Below are 21096 nucleotides of genomic sequence, written 5' to 3'. Positions count from 1 at the left end.
GGCCCGTCACCCCTCCAGCAGCACGTCGAGGTCGGCCGGCGTCAGGGCGCTCGTCGGCGCCCCGTCGTGGTCGAACAGCGCATCGGCGAGCGCGCTCTTGCGCGCCTTCAGCGCCTCCATCTTCTCCTCGATGGAGCGCGCCGCCACGAGCTTGTGGACGAAGACCGGCTTGTCCTGGCCGATGCGGTGGGCGCGGTCGACGGCCTGGGCCTCCACCGCGGGGTTCCACCACGGATCGTAGAGGATCACCGTGTCGGCGGCCACGAGGTTGAGCCCGGTGCCGCCGGCCTTGAGGCTGACGAGGAAGACCGGCACCGCGCCGGACTCGAAGCGCCGCACCGCCCCGTCCCGGTCGCGGGTGCGGCCGGTCAGCTCCGCATGGGCGATGCCGGCGCGCTCCAGGCGCGGCTTGATCAGGTCGAGCATCGACGTGAACTGCGAGAAGACCAGCACCCGGCGACCCTCGGCCAGCAGCGCGTCGAGCAATTCCTCCAGCCGCTCGAGCTTGGCGGAGCCGGCCTCGCCGGCCTGCGCGAGCTTGAGCAGGCGCGGATCGCAGCAGGCCTGGCGCAGCTTGAGCAGGGCGTCGAGGACGACGATCCGGCTGCGCTCCCAGCCCTTGGCGGCGATCGCCTCCCGCACCCGGGCATGCATGGCGAGGCGGATCGACTCGTAGAGGGCGCGCTGGGCCTCGCCCAGCTCGACCTCCTCGGTGATCTCGGTCTTCGGCGGCAGGTCGCTCGCGACCTCCTCCTTGGTTCGGCGCAGCAGGAACGGCCTGATCCGGCGGGCGAGCGCCCGGCTGCGATCGGCGTCGCCCTGCTTCTCGATCGGCGTGCGCCAGGCCCGCGCGAAGGTCCTGCGCTCGCCGAGCAGGCCCGGGCAGGCGAAGGAGAACAGCGACCACAGCTCCGCCAGGTTGTTCTCGAGCGGCGTGCCGGACAGGCAGAACCGGTGCCGGGCGGACAGGCCGTGGATGAGCTGGGTCGTCGCCGCGTCCGGGTTCTTGATCGTCTGCGCCTCGTCGAGGATCAGCAGGTGCCAGTCCCGCGCGCCCAGCACCGCGTGGTCGCGGGCGACGAGGGGATAGGTGGTCAGGACGAGGTCGTGACCGTCGATCGCGTCGAACTGCTCCCGCCGGCCGAGGCCGTGCAGGACGAGGACGCGGAGGTCGGGGGCGAAGCGCGCCGCCTCCCGGTGCCAGTTCGCCATCAGGCTCGTGGGCGCGATCACCAGGGCGGGCCGGTCGAGGCGGCCTTCCGCCTTCTCGCGGGCGATCAGCGCCAGGGCCTGCACCGTCTTGCCGAGCCCCATGTCGTCGGCGAGGATCCCGCCGAGGCCGGCCTCGCGCAGGAAGGCGAGCCAGGACAGGCCCTCGGCCTGGTAGGGCCTGAGCGTCGCGCGAAATCCTTCCGGCGGGGTCACCGCCGGGATGCCGCCCTCGGCGGTGAGCCGCCGGCCCATGGCGCGCAGGGCCTCGCCGCCGCGCCAGGCCAGGATCGCGGCCGCGCTCGCCCGCTCCAGGGCCGCGAGCGTCGCGGCGTCGACGAGGCCGAGCCGCAGCCGCCCGCCCTCGCCGCTGCCGCCGAGGCTCAGCTCCCGCAGGGCGGCGAGGAGGGGTTTGAGGCGCGCCGCCGGCAGGGCCAGGATCCGCCCGTCGGGCAGCGGCAGCATCACCGGCTCGGAGGCGGTCTCGTCGAGGGACTCCACCGTGAAGTCGGCGCGTTCCAGCAGGGCGGCGATCGGCTCGGCCAGCGGGATGCGCTCGCCCTCGATCTCGATCCCGAGGTCGAGCTCGAGCCAGTCGATGCCCGAGCCCTCGCGGATCTCGACCTCGAAAGCCGCGTCCGGATGCAGCACCCGGCCGCGGAAGCCCGGCTCGACCACGATCCGGAAGCCCGCCTGCTTCAGCGCCGGCAGGGCCCGTGCCTGGACCTCGTCCCAGCCGGTCTCCCCGGCCTCCGGCACGAAATGCAGGGCCTCGGCCTGGGTCAGGTCGTGGCGGCTCTCGCGCACCGGCGAGAGGCCCTGGGCGAGGAGCAGCGCCAGCGCCCGCCGCTCGGCCGGAGCGTCGCGCGCGACGGTGTAGAGCCGGCCGCCGGAGAGCCGCGTCGGCCGCCGCCGGGGATCGCCGAACGGCACCGTCACCGGGCCGTAGCAAAAGCCGAGGGCGGCGAGGCGCACCGGCTCGCGCGGCACCGGCTTGCCGCCGAACAGCGGATAGGCCGGCGGCAGCTCGTGCTGGAGCAGCCGCAGCACCGGCACCGGCGCCGCGTCGACGATCGTCTCCTGCGGCGGCTCAGGAACGCGCAGGGACAGGCCGGGCAGCCGCTGCGCCAGGGCGGCGTTGAGGGCCGGCGCCGCCGCCGCCGGCAGGGCCGGGCCGGTCAGCAGGGCGGCGGCGATGTGGGCCGGAAGGCCGAGCTCGATTGGCCCGACGCGGCCGGATGCCGGGTCGAGGTAGACCGGCGGCTGGGCCACGAGGGCGAGAACGCCCTCGGCCTCGTCGTCGAGGCGGGGATGGGGCGCCAGGGTCTCCTCGCCCTCGACCCAGGCGACGTGTCCGGGCCGGGGCGGGCCCGCCGTCAGGACCGGGCCGTCCACCGCGCCGAGCCGCGCCCGGCCGGTCGCCAGGATCCGCTCCAGCACCTCCGCGCCGCCCTCGTCCGCGAGGGGATGGGCCGGCATCCCGTCCGGGCCGCCCTCGCGCAGGCGTCGGTGCAGGGCTGTGAGGATGCGCAGGTCGGACGGGCGCAGGTAGCGCGGCGGCGAGCCCGCATAGACGACGTTCTGGGTCTCGACCGGCCGGGCCTTCGGCGACAGGACGCCGCTCTTCAGGATGCGGGCCTGCAGCGGCGCGACGCCGAGCCGGGGCGCGGTGCCGCCGCGGCCGGGCAGAGCCACGAGGACGTAGATCAGGCGCCGGTCGATCTCGGGCGGGTAATCCTCGCTGCCGGTCAGCCGGACCTGGTCGAGGCGTGCGACCCAGCTCTCCAGCTCGGCCGGGAGCGCCTCGGAGGCCGCCGGATCCTGGAGCGTGAGCAGCCGGGCGGCGCGCGCCTCGGGAGTGGGCGGTGCCGGCGGAGCGGCGACCGCGATCCGCCCGCGGCGCAGGCCGAGCAGGCTGAACAGCACCGCCGCGACGTGCCGGCAATTCTCGCCCCGGCGGCAGGAGCAGCCCCCGTCGATCACCGTGCCGGCGGGACCGGGCTCGAGATCGATGACGACGCTGTGCCAGCGCTGCCACTGCCCCGCCGAGACCTCCGCCTCGAAGCCGCCGAACTCGCCCTCCCGGATCTCCAGGACCAGGCCGTTCTGCGCGTCCCGTCGCCCGGCGTCGAAGGCGTCGCGCCCGCAGGCGCGCAGGATGTCCTGCTCGGAGACGGTCAGGTTTTCGCGCATCGGTGGAGAACCCGGCTTCACGGCGGCGGCGAAGCCAAGGTAGGTGTCCGGCGCCGGGCGGCAAATGCCGGCGCGGCGGGAACGGACGGTTCCGCCCGCCGTTCCGGCCCCATCCCCTGTGCAACATTCGCCGAGGCGGTCACCGGTTCGGCGGCGAAAACGATGCAAAACCGACGAACTCCGCAGAGTTGCGCCGTGCAGCTCTGCTGAGCCGCAAGACTGGAGGGTTCTGGCGCCCCATGACCACCGACCCCGCGCGCGACGAGACCGAGACCCTGTTCCAGCCCGGCCGCACCTGCTGGTGCGTGGCACGGGCCGAGCGGGTCGCGGTGATGATCGACTCCGCCGAGTATTTCGCCCGGCTGGAGGAAGCGCTGCGCCGGGCGCAAGCCTCGATCCTGATCGTCGGCTGGGACTTCGACGGCCGCATCCGCCTGCGCCACGACGCGACCCCGGAGGAATCGCCGGCCCTCGGGCCGCTCCTGCGCGACCTCGCGGCCCGGTCCCCCGATCTCGAGGTGCGGGTCCTGGTCTGGAGCGTCGCCACCGTGCACGGGCCGGGCGCGACGCTGCCGCTGCTGTTCGGGGCCGAGTGGGAGGCGCATCCGCGCGTCGAGGTGCGCCTCGACACCCACCATCCCCTCTACGCCGCCCATCATCAGAAGCTCGTCTGCATCGACGACAGGATCGCCTTCTGCGGCGGCATCGACCTCACGGTCGGGCGCTGGGACACCACCGCCCACAAGGCCGGGGACCCCCTGCGCACCAACCCCGACGGCGCGCTCTATCCCCCGGTGCACGACCTGCAGATGGCGGTGGACGGCGAGGCGGCTCTGCGGCTCGGCGACCTCGCCCGCGAGCGCTGGCGCGCCGCCACCGGCGAGGTGCTGGCGCCGGTCGTCGGTGCCGCCCCGGTCTGGCCGCAGGACCTGGCGCCGCTCCTCACCGACGCGCCCGTCGCCATCGCCCGCACCATGCCGCTCCAGGGCGACGAGCCCTCGATCGAGGAGGCGGCGGCGCTGACCGCCGCGGCTTTGGCTGCGGCGAGGACGACGATCTACCTCGAGGCGCAGTACCTCACGGCGGATTTCGTCGCCGACGCGCTCGCCGCCCACCTCGCGGCGGAGGGGGGACCGGAGATCGTGGTGGTGCTGACGCGCCGCTCGCACAACTTCACCGAGCGCGTCGCCATGGGGACGCCGCGGGACCGGGTGCTGCGCCGGTTGCGCGCCGTCGACCGGTTCGGGCGCCTGTTCGTCGCCTATCCGGTCGTGCCGGGGCCGGAGGGTGCGGAGGCCGACGAGTGCGAGATCGAGGTCCACGCCAAGCTCGTCCTCATCGACGACTGGTTCCTGCGTATCGGCTCCTCGAACCTCAACAACCGCTCGGTCGCCCTCGACACCGAATGCGACCTCGCGGTCGAGGCCCGCACGCCGGAGGAGCGCCGGGCGCTCCGCGCCTTGCGCGACCGCCTGGTGGCCGAGCATCTGGGCGTCGCCCCGGACGCGATGGCTGAGGCGATCGCGCGGGACGGCCTCATCGCGGCGATCCGCCATCACATGGGCGGGCCGCGCAGCTTGCGGGTCTGCGAGGCGCCGGAGGAGGAGGGCCTGCTCGACCCCCTGGTCAGCTCCGAGCTGCTCGACCCGGAGCGGCCGTTCGGGACCTCGGCGTAGGCGCTGCCGATCCCTCCGCGTCGCGCCAGCGAAACACCGCCTCGGTCGCCGCGAAGGCGACGAGGCCGAGCGCCAGCGGCACCAGGAAATACAGGAACCGGAAGGCGATCAGCGGGCCGATGACGTCGGTCTTCGGCAGGAGGTGGACGACCACGCTCTCGATCACCCCGACCCCGCCGGGCACGTGGGTGATCAGCACCGCCGCGTTGGCGATGACGAAGACCGAGGCGACCGCGAGGTAGCCGACCTCCGAGACCGCCGACAGCACCTGGTGCAGGCAGGCCGAGACCAGGGCGAAGTTGACCGCACCCAGCCCGACCTGCGCCGCCGCGAGCGGCAGCGGCGGCATCTCGATCGACCAGCGCCGGACGGTCACCGGCTTGCGCCACCAGGCGGCGAGCCCGAGATAGACCGCGACGCCGCCCGCGCAGGCAAGGCCCGCCGCCAGCACGGCGCCCTTCCCCAGGCCCGTCACCTCCCGGGCGAGGTCGGGATGGACCAGCACCGCGACGGCGCCGAGCGCCATCAGGCCGACCGCGACGGTGACGCCGCAGAAGAGCACCGCCTTGGCGACGTCCGCCGTCCCAAGGCCCCAGCGGGTGTAGAAGCGGTAGCGGATCGCCCCGCTGCTCAGGCCCGCAAAGCCGATGCTGTGGCCGAGCCCCAGGCTGATGAAGGCCGCGAGCGCCACCCTCGGATAGGGCAGGGGCTTGCCGGCGGCGCGGAGCGCCAGCCAGTCGATGCCGGTGAGGCAGAGATAGCTCGCGGCGGCGAAGCCTCCGGCGGCGGCGAGGCGCCCGAGGGGCAGTGCCTTCACCGCATCGACGAGCTGCGCCAGGCTGTAGCCGGACAGCGTGCGGTAGAGCAGGTAGCCGCCGAGCGCGACGCTGAGGATGGTGGCGACGATGGTCCAGAGCCGACGGCGGGCGGATCTCTCCTGCTTGGCTTCGTCCTGTCCTTGAACCTGTCCTTGAGCCTGCGTCACGCGGGTTCCTCTCGGGGCACGGAGATGCGGGAGCCGGCGGCCGGCGCGAGATCGAGGTCGGCGACGAGCGGCAGGTGGTCGGAGGCGGCCCGGGCGAGCCTGCCGCCCACGGTCCTCACCCCCCGCACCGCGACGCCGCGGCTGACGAAGACGTGGTCGATGCGCAGGAGCGGCAGGCGGGCCGGGAAGGTCGGCCGCGCCCAGCCCCGGTTCCCCTGCGCGTCCGGCAGCCGCGCCGCGAGGCGGCGGTGGACGCGCGACCCCGGCAGGGCGTTGAAGTCGCCGAGCAGCACCACCGGGTCGCGGCAGGCCGGATTCCCGAGGAAGCCGGGGCCCAGCAACGCGTCGGCCTGCGCCGCCCGCTCGCGCCGGTCGAGGCCGAGATGGGTGGTCACGACCTGCACCTCGGCGTCGCCGGCCGTGACCGCGGCCCAGAGCGCCCCCCGGGGCTCGCGCCCGGCCCGTTCAGGCAGGGAAGCGGCCCGGACCAGCCGCGAGGGGAGGGCGGTCAGGATCGCGTCGCCGTACTCTTCCTCCATCACCCGCATCGCCGGGTGGAAATGCGAGCGCATGCCGAGATGGGCCGCGATGGCCCGTGCCTGGTCGACCCCGCCGCTGCGGGCGCGTCCCACGTCGAGTTCCTGCAGCGCCACCACGTCCGGCCGGCAGGCGGCGATCACCGCCGCGATGCGCTCGGGGGCGAGCCGGCCGTCGGCACCGAGGCAGCGGCGCACGTTGTAGGTGAGGACGCGGAGCAAACCTTGAAGGCCTTCTGCGAGGGGCGAACCTCCCTCAACGGCCGAGCCTGCGGGTGGTTCGGCGGCGCGCGCCACGCGTCGCGCCAAAGCGTTTTGTTAGATCCTGAACGGATCAAGCCGGTGCGCGTTCTCTCCCGGCGCCGGAGGGACCAGGATGCGCGATACGGGGAGAGCCGGGGTGGCTGGCGGCCGGCGGGGCGGGGCCGCGCGATGAGGCTCGTGGTCTTCGGCCTGACGATCAGCTCGTCCTGGGGCAACGGCCACGCGACCCTGTGGCGGGCCTTGAGCCGGGCGCTCGCCCGGCGCGGGCACAGCGTGGTGTTCTACGAGCGCGACCTGCCGTTCTACGCGGCCCATCGCGACCTCACCGCGATCCCGAACGGCCGCCTCGTCCTCTTCTCCGACTGGGCGGAGATCCGCGCGCAGGCCGCCCGCGACGTGGCGGAGGCCGACGTCGCGATGGTCACCTCCTACTGCCCCGACGCGCTCCTCGCCACCGACCTCGTCCTGTCGGGCCGGGCGCTCAAGGTCTTCTACGACCTCGACACCCCCGTCACCCTCGACCGCCTGCGCCGGGGCGAGGCGGTGGAGTATGTCGGCCCCGAGGGCTTCGCCGGCTTCGACCTCGTCCTCAGCTACACCGGCGGGCCGGCGCTGGCGGCCCTGCGCGATGGGCTCGGCGCGCGCCGCGCGGCGCCGCTCTACGGCCATGTCGACCCGGAGGTGCACCGGCCGGCGGCGGCGCAGGCGCATTACGCCGCCGACCTCTCCTATCTCGGCACCTACGCGGCCGACCGGCAGGACAAGGTCGTGTCCTGCCTCGTCGAGCCGGCCCGGCGGCGGCCGGACACGCGCTTCCTGATCGGCGGGGCGCAGTATCCGCAGGATTTCCCCTGGACCGACAACATCTACTTCGTGCGCCACTTGGGCCCCCGGGAGCACCCGGCCTTCTACGCCTCCTCGCGCCTGACGCTGAACGTCACCCGGGCGGCGATGGCGGCGATGGGCTGGTGCCCCTCGGGCCGCCTGTTCGAGGCCACCGCCTGCGGCGCCGCGGTGCTGAGCGACGCCTTCGACGGGCTCGACGCCTTCTACCGGCCGGGCGAGGAGATCCTGCTCGCCGAGACGCCGGAGGCGGTGCTCGCCGCCCTCGACCGGAGCGACGCGGAGCTGCGCCGCATCGCCGAGGCCGGCCGCGCCCGCACCCTGTCCGACCACACCTCCGCGCACCGGGCGGCGGAGCTGGAGGCGATCCTCGATTCCGCCCGCTCCCCCGTATCGATGGAGGCGTGACACCGCATGTGGGGCATCGTTCCGGCCGCAGGCCGCGGCAGCCGCATCCAGCCGCTCGCCTTCTCCAAGGAATTGCTGCCGGTCGGCAGCCGCCTGCGCGACGGGGCCGAGCGCCCCTGCGCGGTCAGCGAGTACGTCGTCGAGCGGATGATCCGGGGCGGGGCGGAGAAGATCTGCTTCGTGATCGCCCCGGGCAAGTCCGACATCGTCGAGTATTACGGCTCGGGCTACGGCCCCGCGCCGATCGCCTACGTGGTGCAGCCGCGCCCCGAGGGCCTGTGCGACGCGCTCTTCCGCGCCCTGCCGCTGATCGCCCCCGACGAGCCGGTGCTGGTGGGCCTGCCCGACACGGTGTGGTTCCCGGATGACGGCCTCGCCCGCCTGCCGGCCGACGGCCTGTCCTTCCTGCTCTTCCCGGTCGAGCGGCCGGAGCTGTTCGACGCCGTGGTGCTCGACGGCGACGCGGTGCGGGAGATCCAGGTGAAGCGCAAGGACGCCGCCTCGTCCTGGGTCTGGGGCGCGTTCAAGCTCACCGGCGGCATCCTCGGCGAGCTGCACGCCCTCTGGCAGGCGCGCCAGTGCCGCGACGAGTATATCGGCACCCTCGTCAATGCCTGGCTCGAGGCCGGGGGCCGGGCGGTCGGCGTGCGCGCCGGCAGCGCCTACGTCGATACCGGCACCCTCCACGGCTACCGCGCCGCCATGGCGCTCCTCGGGGCGGAGGAGCCGGGGGAGGCGGCGGATGCGCGGCGGCTGTCGCTGGGGTGGCCGGGGGCGCAGGGGGTGGGGATGGTGCCGTGAGCGAGCATTTTCATCAGATCTCCGGCTTCATCAGATCGTCGGTAACGATGTGAAGTCGCGGGATCCCCTCTCCCGAGTGGGAGAGGGGTAGGGGTGAGGGTGACACGGTTCCGGATGAGGCACTGGCCGACACGCTGCCAGCACCACGCTCGGAGTTTGACTCAGAACCGTAGCACCCTCACCCCCGGCCCCTCTCCCACACGGGAGAGGGGAGGTGTGTTATACTTGAAAATACCAATGAAGATGAGGACTTGGTCGATCGAAGGCAGGATGAAATCCCTCACCATCCTCAGCGTCGCCTACCCCTTCGCTCCCGTGAGCCCCGATTCCGTCGGCGGGGCCGAGCAGGTGCTGGCCCGGCTCGATGCCGCCCTCGCGGCGACGGGGCATCGCTCGGTCGTGGTGGCGCGGGCGGGTTCGCGCGTCGCCGGCACCCTGGTGCCGGTGCCGGCGGAGGACGGGCCGATCGACGACGCGGCGCGCGCCCGCGCCCATGCCCGCCACCGCGCCGCCATCGCGCAGGCCCTGCGCGATCACCCGGTCGACCTCCTTCACCTGCACGGGATCGATTTCTTCGACTACCTGCCCCCGCCCGGCCTGCCGGTGCTGGCGACGCTGCACCTGCCGCCGTCCTGGTACCCGCCGCAGGCCCTGCGCCCTGAGCGGCCCCGTACCTGGCTCCACGGCGTCTCGGCCGCACAAGCCCGGGCCTGCACGGCCCACCCCGCCCTGCTGCCGCCGATCCCGAACGGCGTGCCGGTGGACATCCTCGGGCGGGCGCGCCACGCCAAGCGCGGCTTTGCCCTGGCGCTCGGCCGCGTCTGCCCGGAGAAGGGATTCCACCACGCGCTGGCGGCGGCGCATCGCGGCGGGTTCCCGCTCCTGATCGGCGGCCAGGTCTACGACTATCCCGTGCACCAGGCCTATTTTCGGGACGAGATCGCCCCGCGCCTCGACCGGCATCGCCGCTTCCTCGGCCCGCTGGGCTTCGCCCGAAAGCGTCGCCTCCTCGCGGCGGCACGCTGCCTGATCGTGCCGAGCCTCGCACCGGAGACGAGCTCTCTCGTCGCCATGGAGGCCATGGCCTGCGGCACCCCGGTGGTCGCTTATCCGAGCGGTGCCCTGCCGGAGATCGTCGAGCCCGGCCGCACCGGTTTCCTGGTCCAGGACGAGGCCGGGCTCGCCGAGGCGGTCGCGAGGGCGGGCGCCCTCGATCCGGAGGATTGCCGGCAGGCGGCCCGGGGGCGCTTCTCCGACGCCCGGATGGCGGGAGCCTATCTCGCGCGCTATCGCGAGATCCTGGCCCGGTGAGTGATACGGAGTCCGGAAGACGGCGTCCGGGCTCCGTACTACAAGCCTGCGCGGCGCCTGAGCGAAGTCGGTTTCCGCATCGCGTAGCGATCAACCGGAAACCGTAAGGCCGTCAGGCGATGGTCGGCACGATCCCGCCCTCGACCCGCAAACTCGCCCCGTTCGTCGCCGCCGCGAGCGGGCTCGCGAGATACGCCACCAGCCCGCCGATCTCGTCGGGCTCGATCATCCGGGCGAGCAGCGAGAGCGGGCGGTGGACCCGGAAGAACTCCGCCTCGAGCTCCGCCGGCGGCGCGGTCGGATCGGAGGCGACGCTCTTGAGGAAATCGACGATGCCCTCCGAGCGGGTCGGGCCCGGCAGCACGGAATTGACCGTCACGCCGGTGCCGCGGGTGCGTTGCGCCAGGCCCCGGGCGATGGTGAGCTGCGCGGTCTTCGACACCGCGTAGTGCAGCATGTCGGGCGGCGGCACGAGGCCGGACTCGCTCGACACGAACACGATCCGCCCCCAGCCCCGGGCCAGCATGCCGGGAAAGTAGGCCTGCGCCAGCCGCGCGCCCGAGACCACGTTGACCTCGAACAGCTGGTGCCAGTCGGAATCGGTGATGTCCTCGAACGCCTTCGACTCGTAGATGCCGAGGTTGTTGACCAGGATGTCGACCGCCGGCACCGCCGCGACCAGGGCCGCGGCGCCCTCCGCGTTCGCCGGGTCCGCCAGCACCGTGCGGGGCGCCCGCGCGCCGGGCTCGGCCGCGATCGTCTCCGCCGCCGCGTCGAGCTTGGCCCTGTTGCGGCCGGGCAGCACCACCTCGGCGCCCTCCGAGGCGAGGCGGCGGGCGATGGCGAGGCCGATGCCGGCGGTGGCGCCGGTGACGAGGGCGGTCTTGCCGCCGAGCTTGAGGTCCATGGCCGTGATCTCCGTCGGTGAAGCCTGGAGATGACGATGCCGGCGATCGATGACCAGTGCACGGGGTGGCACGATGATTGTGCGTCGGACGCAACAATGGGCGCACCATCGACAACCGCATCGGCGAGCGGGCGGCCTTCGTGGAGGTGGGGCGCCGCCGCCAAGGCGCTGCGGCGCAGGCCCTCGGCGGCGAGCCGGGCGGTGGCGCGGCCGATGCCGAACCGTGTGGGCGACGACACAGTAACCACGCGGATGGACTCTCTCGCGACTGGCGATCGACACCCCATCCAGGAATCCAACCCCTTTGCAGCCCCCCAACAGACCTCTATCTGGTTTACCGTCCGATACGCGCTGACCGTCGTTCGGAGCCTGTCGGTTGAGTTGAACGTGGACGAGAGAAATTGCAATGCCAAGCATTTTAGTAACAGGCAATTGCCAATCGAAAGGCCTTGCAGAAGCTCTTGGCATCATGCTCCCTGATCATGAAGTCGTTCACAAGGATTTCTCGGCATTTCAACAAGATTCATCGATAATAAAAACTATACGATGTCGTCATTCCTGGAGATGGCGGCGCCCTTGAATTGTGCAATAATTCGCGGAGAAATGGTGAATGTCAATGTGTAATACAGCCTTTCCCATCCATGTTTTTCTCTGGATATCATCCTGATACGATTTATACCGACCCAAATGGCTTAAAAATATTATCTCCGACTGGAACAAATCATTCAGCTATAATATTGTATTCCTGGATATCCGGCTACAGCGAGGCTGATTGCCGAAAGCTTTTCAATGAACGAGTATTCCGCAAACTCGGCTATTTTGACACATTCGAATTATCCAAAAGTAATATTGTAAAACAGGCTGAAGCTTGCGGCCTCTCGTATGAAGAAAAACCTTCTGGATTGGCTGAAGCATGGACCATTTGTATATACGCCCAACCACCCCAAGCCTTTCGTTATATCATCAATGGCCCTTTCCGTGGTCAGGAAGCTGGGTATTTCCAGCTCGACTCCTGACGTGAGTGATTTGATATCGGATCCTTTCAGGGAGCTCGTCGTATGGCCGGTGTATCCCGAAATTGCCGAGACGCTAGGATTATCTGGCAGCTATAATTTCAAGCTGTGGGAGGGTCATCCACTTGCTGTGAACAAGAATATTATGGATCTCGAAGCTTACATTGCCGGATGCTATGAGTCGTATAGCAAATACGATCGGACAGATTTTTCGTTTAGTCGCCTGAAAGATCCGAGATTTGAAAATATTCATTCTATTTCCATTCGATCTGAAACGCGAAGTGCCGCGAATCCTTATCGGAATCTGCCTCCCGTGAAGTTTTGGAGCCGGTCCGTCGCAAATATTCCAATGAACGAGGTCACGCCCACAGCTCGGGCAAAATTCACCATAGCGTCATCCGAGTCTATTGCGGCTGCAGGTAGCTGTTTTGCTCAACATATTTCCAAAGAACTTGAAAATAGAAAGCTGAATTTTGTTAGAACAGACGCGGAATTGCCTGCCGGCGTTCGGAAAGACATATATGATCTGGGTTCGATTTTCAGTGCGCGATTTGGGAATATATATTCGTCACGCCAATTTCTTCAACTCTTGCAGCGCGCTGTGAACGAGACAGGACTAAATGATCTCATTTGGGAAGATAAGAATGGAAATTTTTTAGATGGATTCCGACCTCGTATCGTGGACGGCGGATTTATTTCACGAGAAGAACTTATCGATGATCGTATTCGGCATCTGGCAGCAACACGAAAGGCCATCCGCCAAGCCGACGTATTTGTATTTACCCTTGGAATGACCGAGATATGGCGATCAAAAACGAACGGATGGGTGGCGCCTATTGCTCCTGGTGTTGTCACTTCCGCATCGGTACAGGAAGATTTTGAGTACTATAACTTATCCGTATCTGAGGTAGTTTCAGATTTTTGCGAGGCGGTTGCCCTGCTTCGAGACTTAAAGCCAAATATAAAAATGATTATTACGGTCTCGCCAGTCCCTTTGGCGGCGACCTATTCCGATGCGCATGTTTTATCAGCTACGACCTACAGCAAATCTGTGTTGCGTGTGGCTGCTCAACATATCGCTGATTCGGATATGAACATAGAATATTTTCCATCTTACGAAATTATTACCGGCTCCTTTAATAGAGGAACGTATTTTTCAGACGACCTTCGGGAGGTTAAGGACGCAGGAGTCAATCATGTCATGCGGGTTTTCTTTGATTATTTTTATGCTAATGGAAATTTCCTGTATATCGAAAATCAAGCGACAAAATTGAGGATTTTTACAAGAACTTGATGCGCGCCGAAATGCAGGCCGCATCGAAGATAATTTGTGATGAGGATTTGGTTCAACAAATTTCTCTCAGCGATTGAATGGGGCCGTCCTTGAGGTGACTCGAAACGCGGCCTGCGCTGCATGCAGGACGACCGGAAGGAGCTTGCGGCTGCTCGTGTAGAGAGCCGGATTCAGTGCGGCTGATGGCGCGCGGCTGACGCGGCTCGTCCGCCTCCCCGTCGTGGAGGATCTCGCGGCCGGCCGCGTCGTGCGGGTGCAGGCGCTCGAAGCGTCCAGCCCGGGCGACGCCGGAGGGCACCCACGCCCTCCATGCCGGCCAGGACCGCCTGTCGCCGCGCATCCGCTGCTTCGTCGATTTCCTGGCCGGCGGCGCGGACTCGCACCGTGACATCGGCGCGATCCGGACGCCCGGGCAAGGATCGGGGACGCACGATCATGGAGGCTGCTGAGATGCTCGGGCAAATTGCTCCGCTCACCGGAGCGCGCCGGCCGCGCGCCCTGACCAAGTCCGTGCGTCGCGGAGTCGCCTTCACTCATGTCGTCCTGGATTCCCAAGCTTCTCGCCGCCCTCTTCGGCCTCCTGCCGCGCCGGCCCCGGCCCGATCCCGGTTCCTGGATCCTGCTCGGCGAGGGGCGCGGCGTCTCGTGGTCCGGGGGCGGCGAGGCGGCGGGGCCGTCGCTCAGCGGCCCCACGCCTCCGCCTGCGCGGTGATCCAGGCGCGGAACTGCGCCACCTTCGGGGCGTCGGTCTCGGTGGGCGTGACGAGGAAGAAGCTGTAGGGGCTCGCCACCGCGTCGGGGAACGGCCGCACCAGGCCGGTCGCCGCACTCCCGATGCCCGCCACGAGGTCGCCCCCGAGCACCCGGGTGGCGAGGCCGACCCCGCCGCCGGCGGTGGCGACCTGCAGCACCATGAAGGTATGGGTGAAGCGCGGGCCCCGCGAGGGATCGACGCCCGCGACGCCCGCCGCCGCCAGCCATTGCGGCCAGCCCACCGCCTCGATGTCGATCGGGTCGTCGTCGTGCAGGAGCGTGTGGCGGGCGAGGTCTTGCGGACGGCGCAGCGGCGGGTCGCCGTCGCGCAAGGACGGGCTGCAGACCGGAAACACGACGTCCTCCAGGAGGAGGTCGGAGCGCAGGCCCGGATAGCGCCCGCGCCCGTGCCGGATCGCCAGGTCGGCGTCGTCGCGGGAGAAATCCACCAGGCGGTTGTTGGCGACGACCCGCACGTCGAGGTCCGGATGGCGCTCCCGGAAGCTGCCGATGCGCGGGATCAGCCACAGGGTGGCGAAGGAGTGGGTGGTGCTGATCGTCAGCACGTGGTCCTGGCCCTGGCGACGCAGCCGGGCGGTGGCCTCGGCGAGGCGATCGAGCATCTCGCCGGCGGCGGCCGCGAAAAGCTGGCCCGCCGGCGTCAGGGCGACGCCCCGGCTCGGCAGGCGCCGGAAGAGGGTGAGGCCGAACCAGCCCTCCAGGATCTTCACCTGCTGCGCCACGGCGCCGGCGCTGACCCCGAGCTCGTCCCCGGCCTCGTGGAAGGTGGCGTGGCGCGACGCGGCCTCGAAGGCCCGCACGGCGTTCAGCGGCGGCAGGCGGCGGCGGGGACCCCGATCGAGTGCCATGGCGTGACCCAGTTTTCCTGCGGCGGAGGGTGAGGCGATCTGGTTTGATAGCGAGGCTCCGGAAAGGCAATCTCCTCCTACACCGACCGACCCTCCCAACCCGGAGAGAGCCATGACGACCCTCGTCGCTGGCCGAGGAAACCTGCGCCTCGTTCCCGCCATCCGCCTGGCGTCCCCGCGCCGGCGCTCCGCCACCTCCCTCCTCCAGCAGCTCGAATTGTGGGCCGACCGCCGGCGCGAGCGCCGCGACCTCCTGAACTGCCCCGACGCGCTGCTCAAGGATGTCGGCCTCTCGCGGGCCGACGCCGTGCGCGAGGCGCAGAAGCCGTTCTGGCGGAATTGATCCGCCGCGCATCGATCCGCCGATTGCACCGCAAGGACCGGGATGCCGCCAGGGGCCGCGCGCCGCAGGGTGCGGCGTCCCCGTCCCGGAGCCCCCCGATGCAGCCCGCCAACCGCCCCATGACCCCGTCCGAGTGGGGCCTGCTCCTCGGCCTCTCGGTGTTGTGGGGCGGCTCGTTCTTCTTCGTCGGGGTGGCCCTGCGGGCGCTGCCGCCGCTCACCCTGGTGGTGCTGCGGGTCGGCCTCGCGGCGGCGATCCTCGCCCTGGTGCTCCGGGCGCGGGGCCTGCCGCTGCCGCGGGGCGCGATCGTCTGGCGCGCCTTCTTCGGCGCCGCCCTCCTCAACAACGCGGTGCCGTTCTGCCTCATCGCCTGGGGCCAGACGCAGATCGCCTCCGGGCTGGCCGCGATCCTCAACGCCACCACGCCGCTCTTCGGCGTGCTGGTGGCGCATGCGCTCACCGACGACGAGCGCCTGACGCCCGGCCGCCTCGCCGGGGTGCTGGCCGGTCTCTCAGGCGTCGCCGTGATGGTCGGGCCCTCGGTCCTCGCCGGGCTCGGGGCCGAGGCCCTGGCGCAGGGCGCGGTGCTGCTCGCCGCGCTCTCCTACGCCTTCGCGGGCCTCTACGGCCGCCGGTTCAAGCGCCTGGGCGTGCCGCCGCTCTCGGCCGCCGCCGGGCAGGTCACCGCCGCGAGCCTGCTGCTCCTGCCCCTCGCGCTCGTGATCGACCGGCCCTGGACGCTGGCGATGCCGCCGGGTTCGGCAGTCGCCGCGGTGCTGGGCCTCGCGGCGCTCTCCACCGCGCTCGCCTACGTGATCTTCTTCCGCCTGCTGGCGAGCGCCGGGGCGACGAACCTGATGCTCGTCACCTTCCTGATCCCGGCCTCGGCGCTCCTGCTCGGCGCCCTGGTGCTGGGTGAGCCGGTGGTGGCGCGCCAGCTCCTCGGCATGGCGCTGATCGGGGCGGGGCTTGTGGCGATCGACGGGCGGGTGTTCGCGGCGTGGTGGCCGAGCCGGAGGTCGGAATCGGCCTGACCTGGGCGACGAGGCCCCGGCGCACCGCCGCGCGGATCCACGCCGCGGGCCTGCACCGGGTCGGCCTGTTCGGCACCGCCTTCACCATGGAGCGGGACGTCGACGACCGGGCGGAGGGGCGCCTGATCATCGACCGGGAACCCGGTCGGGGCGGGGTCGCGTCGTCGATGCGCTGAGCCGTTAATCGCGCTTCTTGAACCGGGCCAGAACATCGATGACCGTGCTGAGCCAAACGACGGGAATCTTCAGCAAGACCAACACAAATAGCGACGTCGTAATGAGAATGATGGGTCCGAGGGCGACGGACGGCAGGCTGCCATGGGTCAAGCCGACGGTGGAGTCCAGCAGGGTGACGATGCAGGCCCACGCCGCGGCCCACAGCGCGAAGCGGACGGACCTGTCGATGAACCACGGCGTTCGCGCGATGCATCCTGCAAGCGCGTATCTCGCCGCGAACGAGATGACAACCAATCCAAAGAATATGAATGACCCTATGAAAATCTTGCTGTCTTCAGACACAACAAACGATCGCGCCTGGTCGAGAATAGAAGTCGAATCCTCAATCGTCCACACGGTGCGGCTCCGGTCGGGTGACCGCCCTCGATCCAGATCGCGATGATCCCTATCTCAGGTTTCTTGTCTGCTCCATCATTCTACGCGAGAAGGGGTCCGTTTCTCCGGAACGGCGTTAACCGCCGTTCACCAGCCGCCGGCTGAGCGCGTCGTGCCGCTCGGCCAGCACGCCTGTGTCCACCGTCAGCAGCCGCCCGTCCCGCACCACGATCCGCCCGTTGATGACGCTGAGCGCCACGCTCGGCGGCGCGCAGAACACCAGGGCGGCGACCGGATCGTGCCGGGCGCCGGCAAGGCCGAGCCCCCGCAGGTCGAAGGCGACGAGGTCGGCGGCCATCCCGACCTTCAGCGCCCCGATGTCGTCGCGCCCGAGCACACGGGCGCCGCCGAGGGTCGCGATCTCCAGGGCCTCGCGGGCGGTCATCGCGGCCGGGCCGTGGCCGACCCGGGCGAGCAGCAGCGCCTGCCGGGCCTCGCCGAGGAGGTGGCTTCCGTCGTTCGAGGCCGAGCCGTCGACGCCGAGGCCGACCGAGATACCCTCGCAGCGCATCCGCGGCACCGGGGCGATGCCGGAGGCGAGCCGCATGTTCGAGCACGGGCAATGCGCGACGCCGGTGCCGGTTCGGGCAAAGAGCCGGATCCCGTCCTCGTCGAGCTTGACGCAGTGGGCGTGCCAGACGTCCGGCCCGACCCAGCCGAGATCGGCGGCGTACTCGGCCGGCGTCATGCCGAAGCGCTCGCGGCTATAGGCGACGTCGTCCTGGTTCTCGGCGAGGTGCGTGTGGAGCGAGACGCCGTAGGACCGCGCCAGGGACGCCGCGTCGCGCATCAGCCCCGGGCTCACCGAGAACGGCGAGCACGGCGCCACCACGATCCGGCGCATGGCGAAGGGCGCGGGGTCGTGCCAGGTCTCGATCAGGCGGCGGGTGTCGGCGAGGATCGCGGCCTCGTCCTCCACGAGGGCGTCGGGCGGCAGGCCGCCGGCGCTCTCGCCGAGGCTCATCGCCCCGCGGGCGGCGTGGAAGCGCAGGCCGACCGCGTCCGCCGCCTCGAGGCTGTCGTCGAGGCGGCAGCCGTTGGGATAGAGGTAGAGGTGGTCGCTCGAGGTGGTGCAGCCCGAGAGCATCAGCTCGGCCATCGCGGTCTGGCTCGAGACCCGCACCATCTCGGGCGTCAGCCGGGCCCAGATCGGGTAGAGCGCCTTCAGCCAGCCGAACAGGTCGGCATCCTGCGCCGCCGGCACGGCGCGGGTGAGCGACTGGTACATGTGGTGGTGGGTGTTGACGAGGCCGGGCAGAAGGACGTGGCCGGAAAGATCGATCACCGTGTCGGCGGCGGGCAGCGCCTCCCCGTCGCCCACCGCGACGATCCGCTGGTCCTCGACCAGCACGAAGCCGCCGGCGATCTCGCGCCGGCCCTCGTCCATGGTGACGACGCGGTCGGCGTTGCGCAGGAGAAGCGTGGCCATGGCGGGCTCCGGCGGGGACGGCGCCATGCTGCGGTGCACAGGAGGGCCGGTCAAGCCGCCCCGTCGGCCCGGCGCGCGGTCCCGCTTGACCGAACGGCAGCCCTCGGGCACCCCGGGGAGCCGCCACCGGAGACCCGAGCATGTCGAGCCCAGAGACGCCGCGCCTGACCACCCATGTGCTCGACACCGCCCACGGACGACCCGCCGCCGGGGTCGCGGTGCAGCTCTGGCGCCTGGCCGACGGCGGGCGGGAGGAGGTCGCCCGCACCCTCACCAACGCCGACGGGCGCTGCGACGCGCCGCTTCTCGCCGGCGACGCCTTGCGGCCCGGCATCTACGAGCTGGTCTTCGCGGTCGGCGCCTATTTCGCGGCCTCGCACGGCGCAGGCGCCGGCGACTTCCTCGACGAGGTGCCGGTGCGCTTCGTGGTCCGGCCCGGCCTGAACCACTACCATGTGCCCCTGCTGATCGCGCCCTACGCCTACAGCACCTACCGGGGCAGCTGACGGCCCCGCCCCGGAGGCCTGATTGCACCAGGGCCTGATTGCATCAGGGGCCTGACGTCGTCAGGGGCCCGCCTTCTGCCAGCCGCGGCGGCGCTCGGCCAGGCCGTGGCGGCGATAGTGGAGGAGGGGGTTCATGCCCGCCTTCTCCACGTCCGGGTTGGCCGAGAGGTAGCCGCGCGTGCTGAACTGGGCGGAGGGATCCCGCCCCTCGCGCCAGCCGAAATGCAGGTAATGCTCCAGGGGATCGCACCCCTCTGCCGCAACGTCCGGGTTCGTGCCGAGATAGTAGATCGGATCGAAGCCGCCGATCAGATCGGGCGGGTTCGGTCTGCGGCTCCGGTTGACGACGCGCCACAACATCGGACGTTTCGAGGCTCCTCCGGGCTGTCCGCGCGCCGCCGATATTCGATGACCTAGCGTTCGCCGGATGCCCGATGGGCAGGAAGCCCGAATCCCGGCCGCGGCGCAATAGCCTTGTTGGCGGGCTCGCCGGGCGCATCGCGCGGCCCGGCCGGCGGTCCGGGGGTGGAGTACGCAGAGGCCTCAACTCCGCCACAAGGTTCGGCATCACTGCGGGCGGGCGGCGGGGCGCGTTGCGTAGGAGTTGACGATGGGACTCGTCATTCTCGATCCCCAAACGGGCAAACGCGTCGAAATCAGCATTGCATCACCCGATGAGAGGACTGGAGTCCGCGCGGCGGACGGGGCAGGTAGAGCCTATGCTCGGCCAGGAGGACTGCCCATGCCACGATACTTCTTCAACACGCATATCGGCGAGGACGTCATCACCGATCTGAACGGCGAAGAGCTGCGCGATCCGGATCATGCCTGGGAGGCGTCGCGGTCGATCATCCGGGCGATGATGAACGACCCCAAGAACCAGGATCGGCTGCTCGCCGCGAGCCTGGTGGTGACCGACGAGGCCGGCGAGGTGGTGCTCGAATTCCCCTTCGCCGAGGCGCTCGCCGCGGACTCGGCCGAGGAACCGCGCCACGAGGCGCCGCCGAACGCCCACTGAGCGGGGGCGGCGCGGGCGTCGCGCGCCGTCCGCCCTGCCGCGCATGACAGCGGGCCGTCGCGCCCTACATGAGGGAGTGGTACCGGGAACGGGTCGCACTCGGCGGCGCGTTCGGCCCGGCGCCCCCCGAGGCCGCGGCTCGCCCGTGCCTCGCATGAGGGATGACGTGATGGCGACCCAAGACAGCACCGCGCGCGGACAGGCAGAGACCCGCGCGGCGCGAGCCCAGATGCAGGCCGAGATGGCGGCGCAGGCCTGGGCCGACCTGGCCAGCCAGGAGCGCAACCGGGACGAGAACACGGCCCGCCTCAAGGCCCTGCGCCTCGCCCGCGAGGCCGAGGCGGTCGCCGCCAAGCCTGCGCCGCGCGCCCGGGCCAAGAAGCGCTGATCAAGACGCCCTGACGTCGAAGCGCTGACACCTCGCGGCGGGGCCGAGGCCCCGGCCGGTCCCGCTCCCGCGGGCGACCGGCCCGTCGCGGCGCCGGACAGCCGCATCGTCGGGGCGGCGGCACCGGCCGTGTCACCGGCGTCGTTCGGGCCGCCTGCCGCGATGGCGGCCCGAGCGGGATCTGCGCGCCGGTCCCGCCACCATTTCTCCCCGGCAAGATGACGCGCCGATCAGTCACGACCGGGAGGTGCGGTCGTCGCGAAGCCGCGCAATGCCGGCATGCTGTTCCGGCAGATGTTCTCCGGGTTGATGAGGAAAATATTCCATATTCGATCGCTGCCATCTCCCTCGTTGTCGCTCGTCTGAGGGCGGGCATGCCCCACCCGGGACGATCATTCGGAACATCTCGCAGCTTTCTTCTTGAGTTTCCAGCATTACCGCAGATACCGAACGTCAATATCTCTCGCGTTACCGTGGTTCCAAACCAGGGGAACGGGACATGAAAAGCCGCATCAGCATGACGACGCGGGTGGTCGTCATCGTCGCGTGCGCGATCGTGATGACGACGGCCGCGATGTGGGTGGTCGCCTCGCGGCAGATCTGGATCGATCTGCACCGGCAGGATCTAGGGCCTGTTGTCACTTGAACCTATTGCGGTCGTGAGCGTTTCCGCGCTTTGAGCGAGGAGACGCGATGCTGACGGA

General features: G+C 70.1%; 20 protein-coding genes and 1 pseudogene. 13 read left to right on the top strand and 8 right to left on the bottom strand.

The window, feature by feature from the left end:
• Positions 1-6: 6 nt before the first annotated feature.
• Positions 7-3402 (bottom strand): DEAD/DEAH box helicase, encoded by a 3396-nt coding sequence (locus EU555_RS29780; protein WP_135418964.1) that lies wholly within the window; start codon positions 3400-3402, stop codon positions 7-9.
• A 239-nt stretch (positions 3403-3641) separates the two neighbouring features.
• Here EU555_RS29780 and EU555_RS29775 point away from each other — a divergent pair, with 239 nt between their 5' ends.
• Positions 3642-5078, top strand: coding sequence for a phospholipase D-like domain-containing protein (locus EU555_RS29775; RefSeq protein ID WP_135418963.1), 1437 nt, complete (start codon positions 3642-3644; stop codon positions 5076-5078).
• Here the strand turns inward: EU555_RS29775 and EU555_RS29770 are convergent.
• Both EU555_RS29770 and EU555_RS29765 read right to left on the bottom strand, forming a co-directional pair.
• Positions 5029-6063, bottom strand: a complete 1035-nt coding sequence (locus EU555_RS29770; RefSeq protein WP_135418962.1) for a lysylphosphatidylglycerol synthase transmembrane domain-containing protein — start codon at positions 6061-6063, stop codon at positions 5029-5031. The genes EU555_RS29775 and EU555_RS29770 overlap by 50 nt on opposite strands.
• Entirely contained in the window at positions 6060-6821 is a 762-nt protein-coding gene (locus EU555_RS29765; RefSeq protein WP_135418961.1) for an endonuclease/exonuclease/phosphatase family protein, read from the bottom strand. The genes EU555_RS29770 and EU555_RS29765 overlap by 4 nt, the downstream gene beginning before the upstream one ends.
• Positions 6822-7031: 210 nt before the next feature.
• Between EU555_RS29765 and EU555_RS29760 the strand changes: the two genes are divergently transcribed.
• The 3 genes from EU555_RS29760 to EU555_RS29750 all read left to right on the top strand — a co-directional run bounded on the left by EU555_RS29760 (position 7032) and on the right by EU555_RS29750 (position 10226).
• The gene (locus tag EU555_RS29760) at positions 7032-8114 is read left to right on the top strand and encodes a CgeB family protein (protein WP_135418960.1); all 1083 of its coding nucleotides are present in this window, start codon (positions 7032-7034) and stop codon (positions 8112-8114) included.
• Positions 8115-8120: 6 nt separating this feature from the next.
• Positions 8121-8915: a nucleotidyltransferase family protein gene (locus EU555_RS29755; protein WP_135418959.1), complete on the top strand. Its 795-nt coding sequence runs from the start codon at positions 8121-8123 to the stop codon at positions 8913-8915.
• 270 nt (positions 8916-9185) lie between these two features.
• The gene (locus EU555_RS29750) at positions 9186-10226 is read left to right on the top strand and encodes a glycosyltransferase (protein WP_135418958.1); all 1041 of its coding nucleotides are present in this window, start codon (positions 9186-9188) and stop codon (positions 10224-10226) included.
• Positions 10227-10338: 112 nt separating this feature from the next.
• On the opposite strand, the gene EU555_RS29745 is transcribed toward EU555_RS29750, so the two are convergent.
• On the bottom strand, positions 10339-11133 hold the full coding sequence (locus EU555_RS29745; RefSeq protein ID WP_135418957.1) for an SDR family NAD(P)-dependent oxidoreductase: 795 nt from the start codon (positions 11131-11133) through the stop codon (positions 10339-10341).
• A 641-nt stretch (positions 11134-11774) separates the two neighbouring features.
• On the opposite strand from EU555_RS29745, the pseudogene EU555_RS37760 reads away from it, so the two are divergent.
• Positions 11775-11957: pseudogene (locus EU555_RS37760) on the top strand (WcbI family polysaccharide biosynthesis putative acetyltransferase); the annotation flags it as partial.
• Positions 11958-12015: 58 nt separating this feature from the next.
• On the top strand, positions 12016-13440 hold the full coding sequence (locus tag EU555_RS29740; protein WP_135418956.1) for a GSCFA domain-containing protein: 1425 nt from the start codon (positions 12016-12018) through the stop codon (positions 13438-13440).
• Positions 13441-14120: 680 nt separating this feature from the next.
• Here EU555_RS29740 and gcvA read toward each other — a convergent pair.
• Entirely contained in the window at positions 14121-15062 is a 942-nt protein-coding gene (gcvA, locus tag EU555_RS29735; RefSeq protein WP_135418955.1) for a transcriptional regulator GcvA, read from the bottom strand.
• A 112-nt stretch (positions 15063-15174) separates the two neighbouring features.
• Here gcvA and EU555_RS29730 point away from each other — a divergent pair, with 112 nt between their 5' ends.
• The 3 genes from EU555_RS29730 (at position 15175) to EU555_RS36705 (ending at position 16615) form a co-directional block, all read left to right on the top strand.
• Positions 15175-15405: a DUF1127 domain-containing protein gene (locus EU555_RS29730; RefSeq protein ID WP_135418954.1), complete on the top strand. Its 231-nt coding sequence runs from the start codon at positions 15175-15177 to the stop codon at positions 15403-15405.
• A gap of 98 nt (positions 15406-15503) precedes the next feature.
• Positions 15504-16439, top strand: a complete 936-nt coding sequence (locus EU555_RS29725) for a DMT family transporter (RefSeq protein ID WP_135418953.1) — start codon at positions 15504-15506, stop codon at positions 16437-16439.
• Positions 16406-16615 carry a hypothetical protein gene (locus EU555_RS36705; RefSeq protein WP_205821022.1) on the top strand — a complete coding sequence of 70 codons (210 nt, stop codon included), beginning with the start codon at positions 16406-16408 and terminating at the stop codon, positions 16613-16615. The genes EU555_RS29725 and EU555_RS36705 overlap by 34 nt, the downstream gene beginning before the upstream one ends.
• Before the next feature lie 4 nt (positions 16616-16619).
• Here the strand turns inward: EU555_RS36705 and EU555_RS29715 are convergent, their stop codons facing one another.
• The gene (locus EU555_RS29715; RefSeq protein ID WP_135418952.1) at positions 16620-17012 is read right to left on the bottom strand and encodes a hypothetical protein; all 393 of its coding nucleotides are present in this window, start codon (positions 17010-17012) and stop codon (positions 16620-16622) included.
• Between the two features lie 115 nt (positions 17013-17127).
• Entirely contained in the window at positions 17128-18480 is a 1353-nt protein-coding gene (locus EU555_RS29710; protein WP_135418951.1) for an 8-oxoguanine deaminase, read from the bottom strand.
• Positions 18481-18620: 140 nt separating this feature from the next.
• Here EU555_RS29710 and uraH point away from each other — a divergent pair, with 140 nt between their 5' ends.
• Positions 18621-18986, top strand: a complete 366-nt coding sequence (uraH, locus tag EU555_RS29705) for a hydroxyisourate hydrolase (RefSeq protein ID WP_135418950.1) — start codon at positions 18621-18623, stop codon at positions 18984-18986.
• A 60-nt stretch (positions 18987-19046) separates the two neighbouring features.
• Here uraH and EU555_RS29700 read toward each other — a convergent pair whose 3' ends face one another.
• Positions 19047-19346: a hypothetical protein gene (locus EU555_RS29700; RefSeq protein WP_245524565.1), complete on the bottom strand. Its 300-nt coding sequence runs from the start codon at positions 19344-19346 to the stop codon at positions 19047-19049.
• A gap of 382 nt (positions 19347-19728) precedes the next feature.
• On the opposite strand from EU555_RS29700, the gene EU555_RS29695 reads away from it, so the two are divergent.
• The 3 genes from EU555_RS29695 (at position 19729) to EU555_RS36425 (ending at position 21038) form a co-directional block, all read left to right on the top strand.
• Complete coding sequence (locus EU555_RS29695; protein ID WP_135418949.1) at positions 19729-20004, top strand: DUF6894 family protein; 276 nt, start codon at positions 19729-19731, stop codon at positions 20002-20004.
• Between the two features lie 169 nt (positions 20005-20173).
• A complete protein-coding gene (locus EU555_RS29690) occupies positions 20174-20392 on the top strand; it encodes a hypothetical protein (RefSeq protein ID WP_135418948.1) in 219 nt (72 codons plus the stop codon).
• 499 nt (positions 20393-20891) lie between these two features.
• Positions 20892-21038, top strand: a complete 147-nt coding sequence (locus EU555_RS36425; protein ID WP_167858705.1) for a hypothetical protein — start codon at positions 20892-20894, stop codon at positions 21036-21038.
• Positions 21039-21096 lie beyond the last annotated feature (58 nt).

The organism is Methylobacterium nonmethylotrophicum (assembly GCF_004745635.1).
Taxonomy (GTDB): domain Bacteria; phylum Pseudomonadota; class Alphaproteobacteria; order Rhizobiales; family Beijerinckiaceae; genus Methylobacterium; species Methylobacterium nonmethylotrophicum.
The sequence above is the reverse complement of the archived record's forward strand: the minus strand, read 5'-3'. Positions and strand labels throughout refer to the sequence as shown.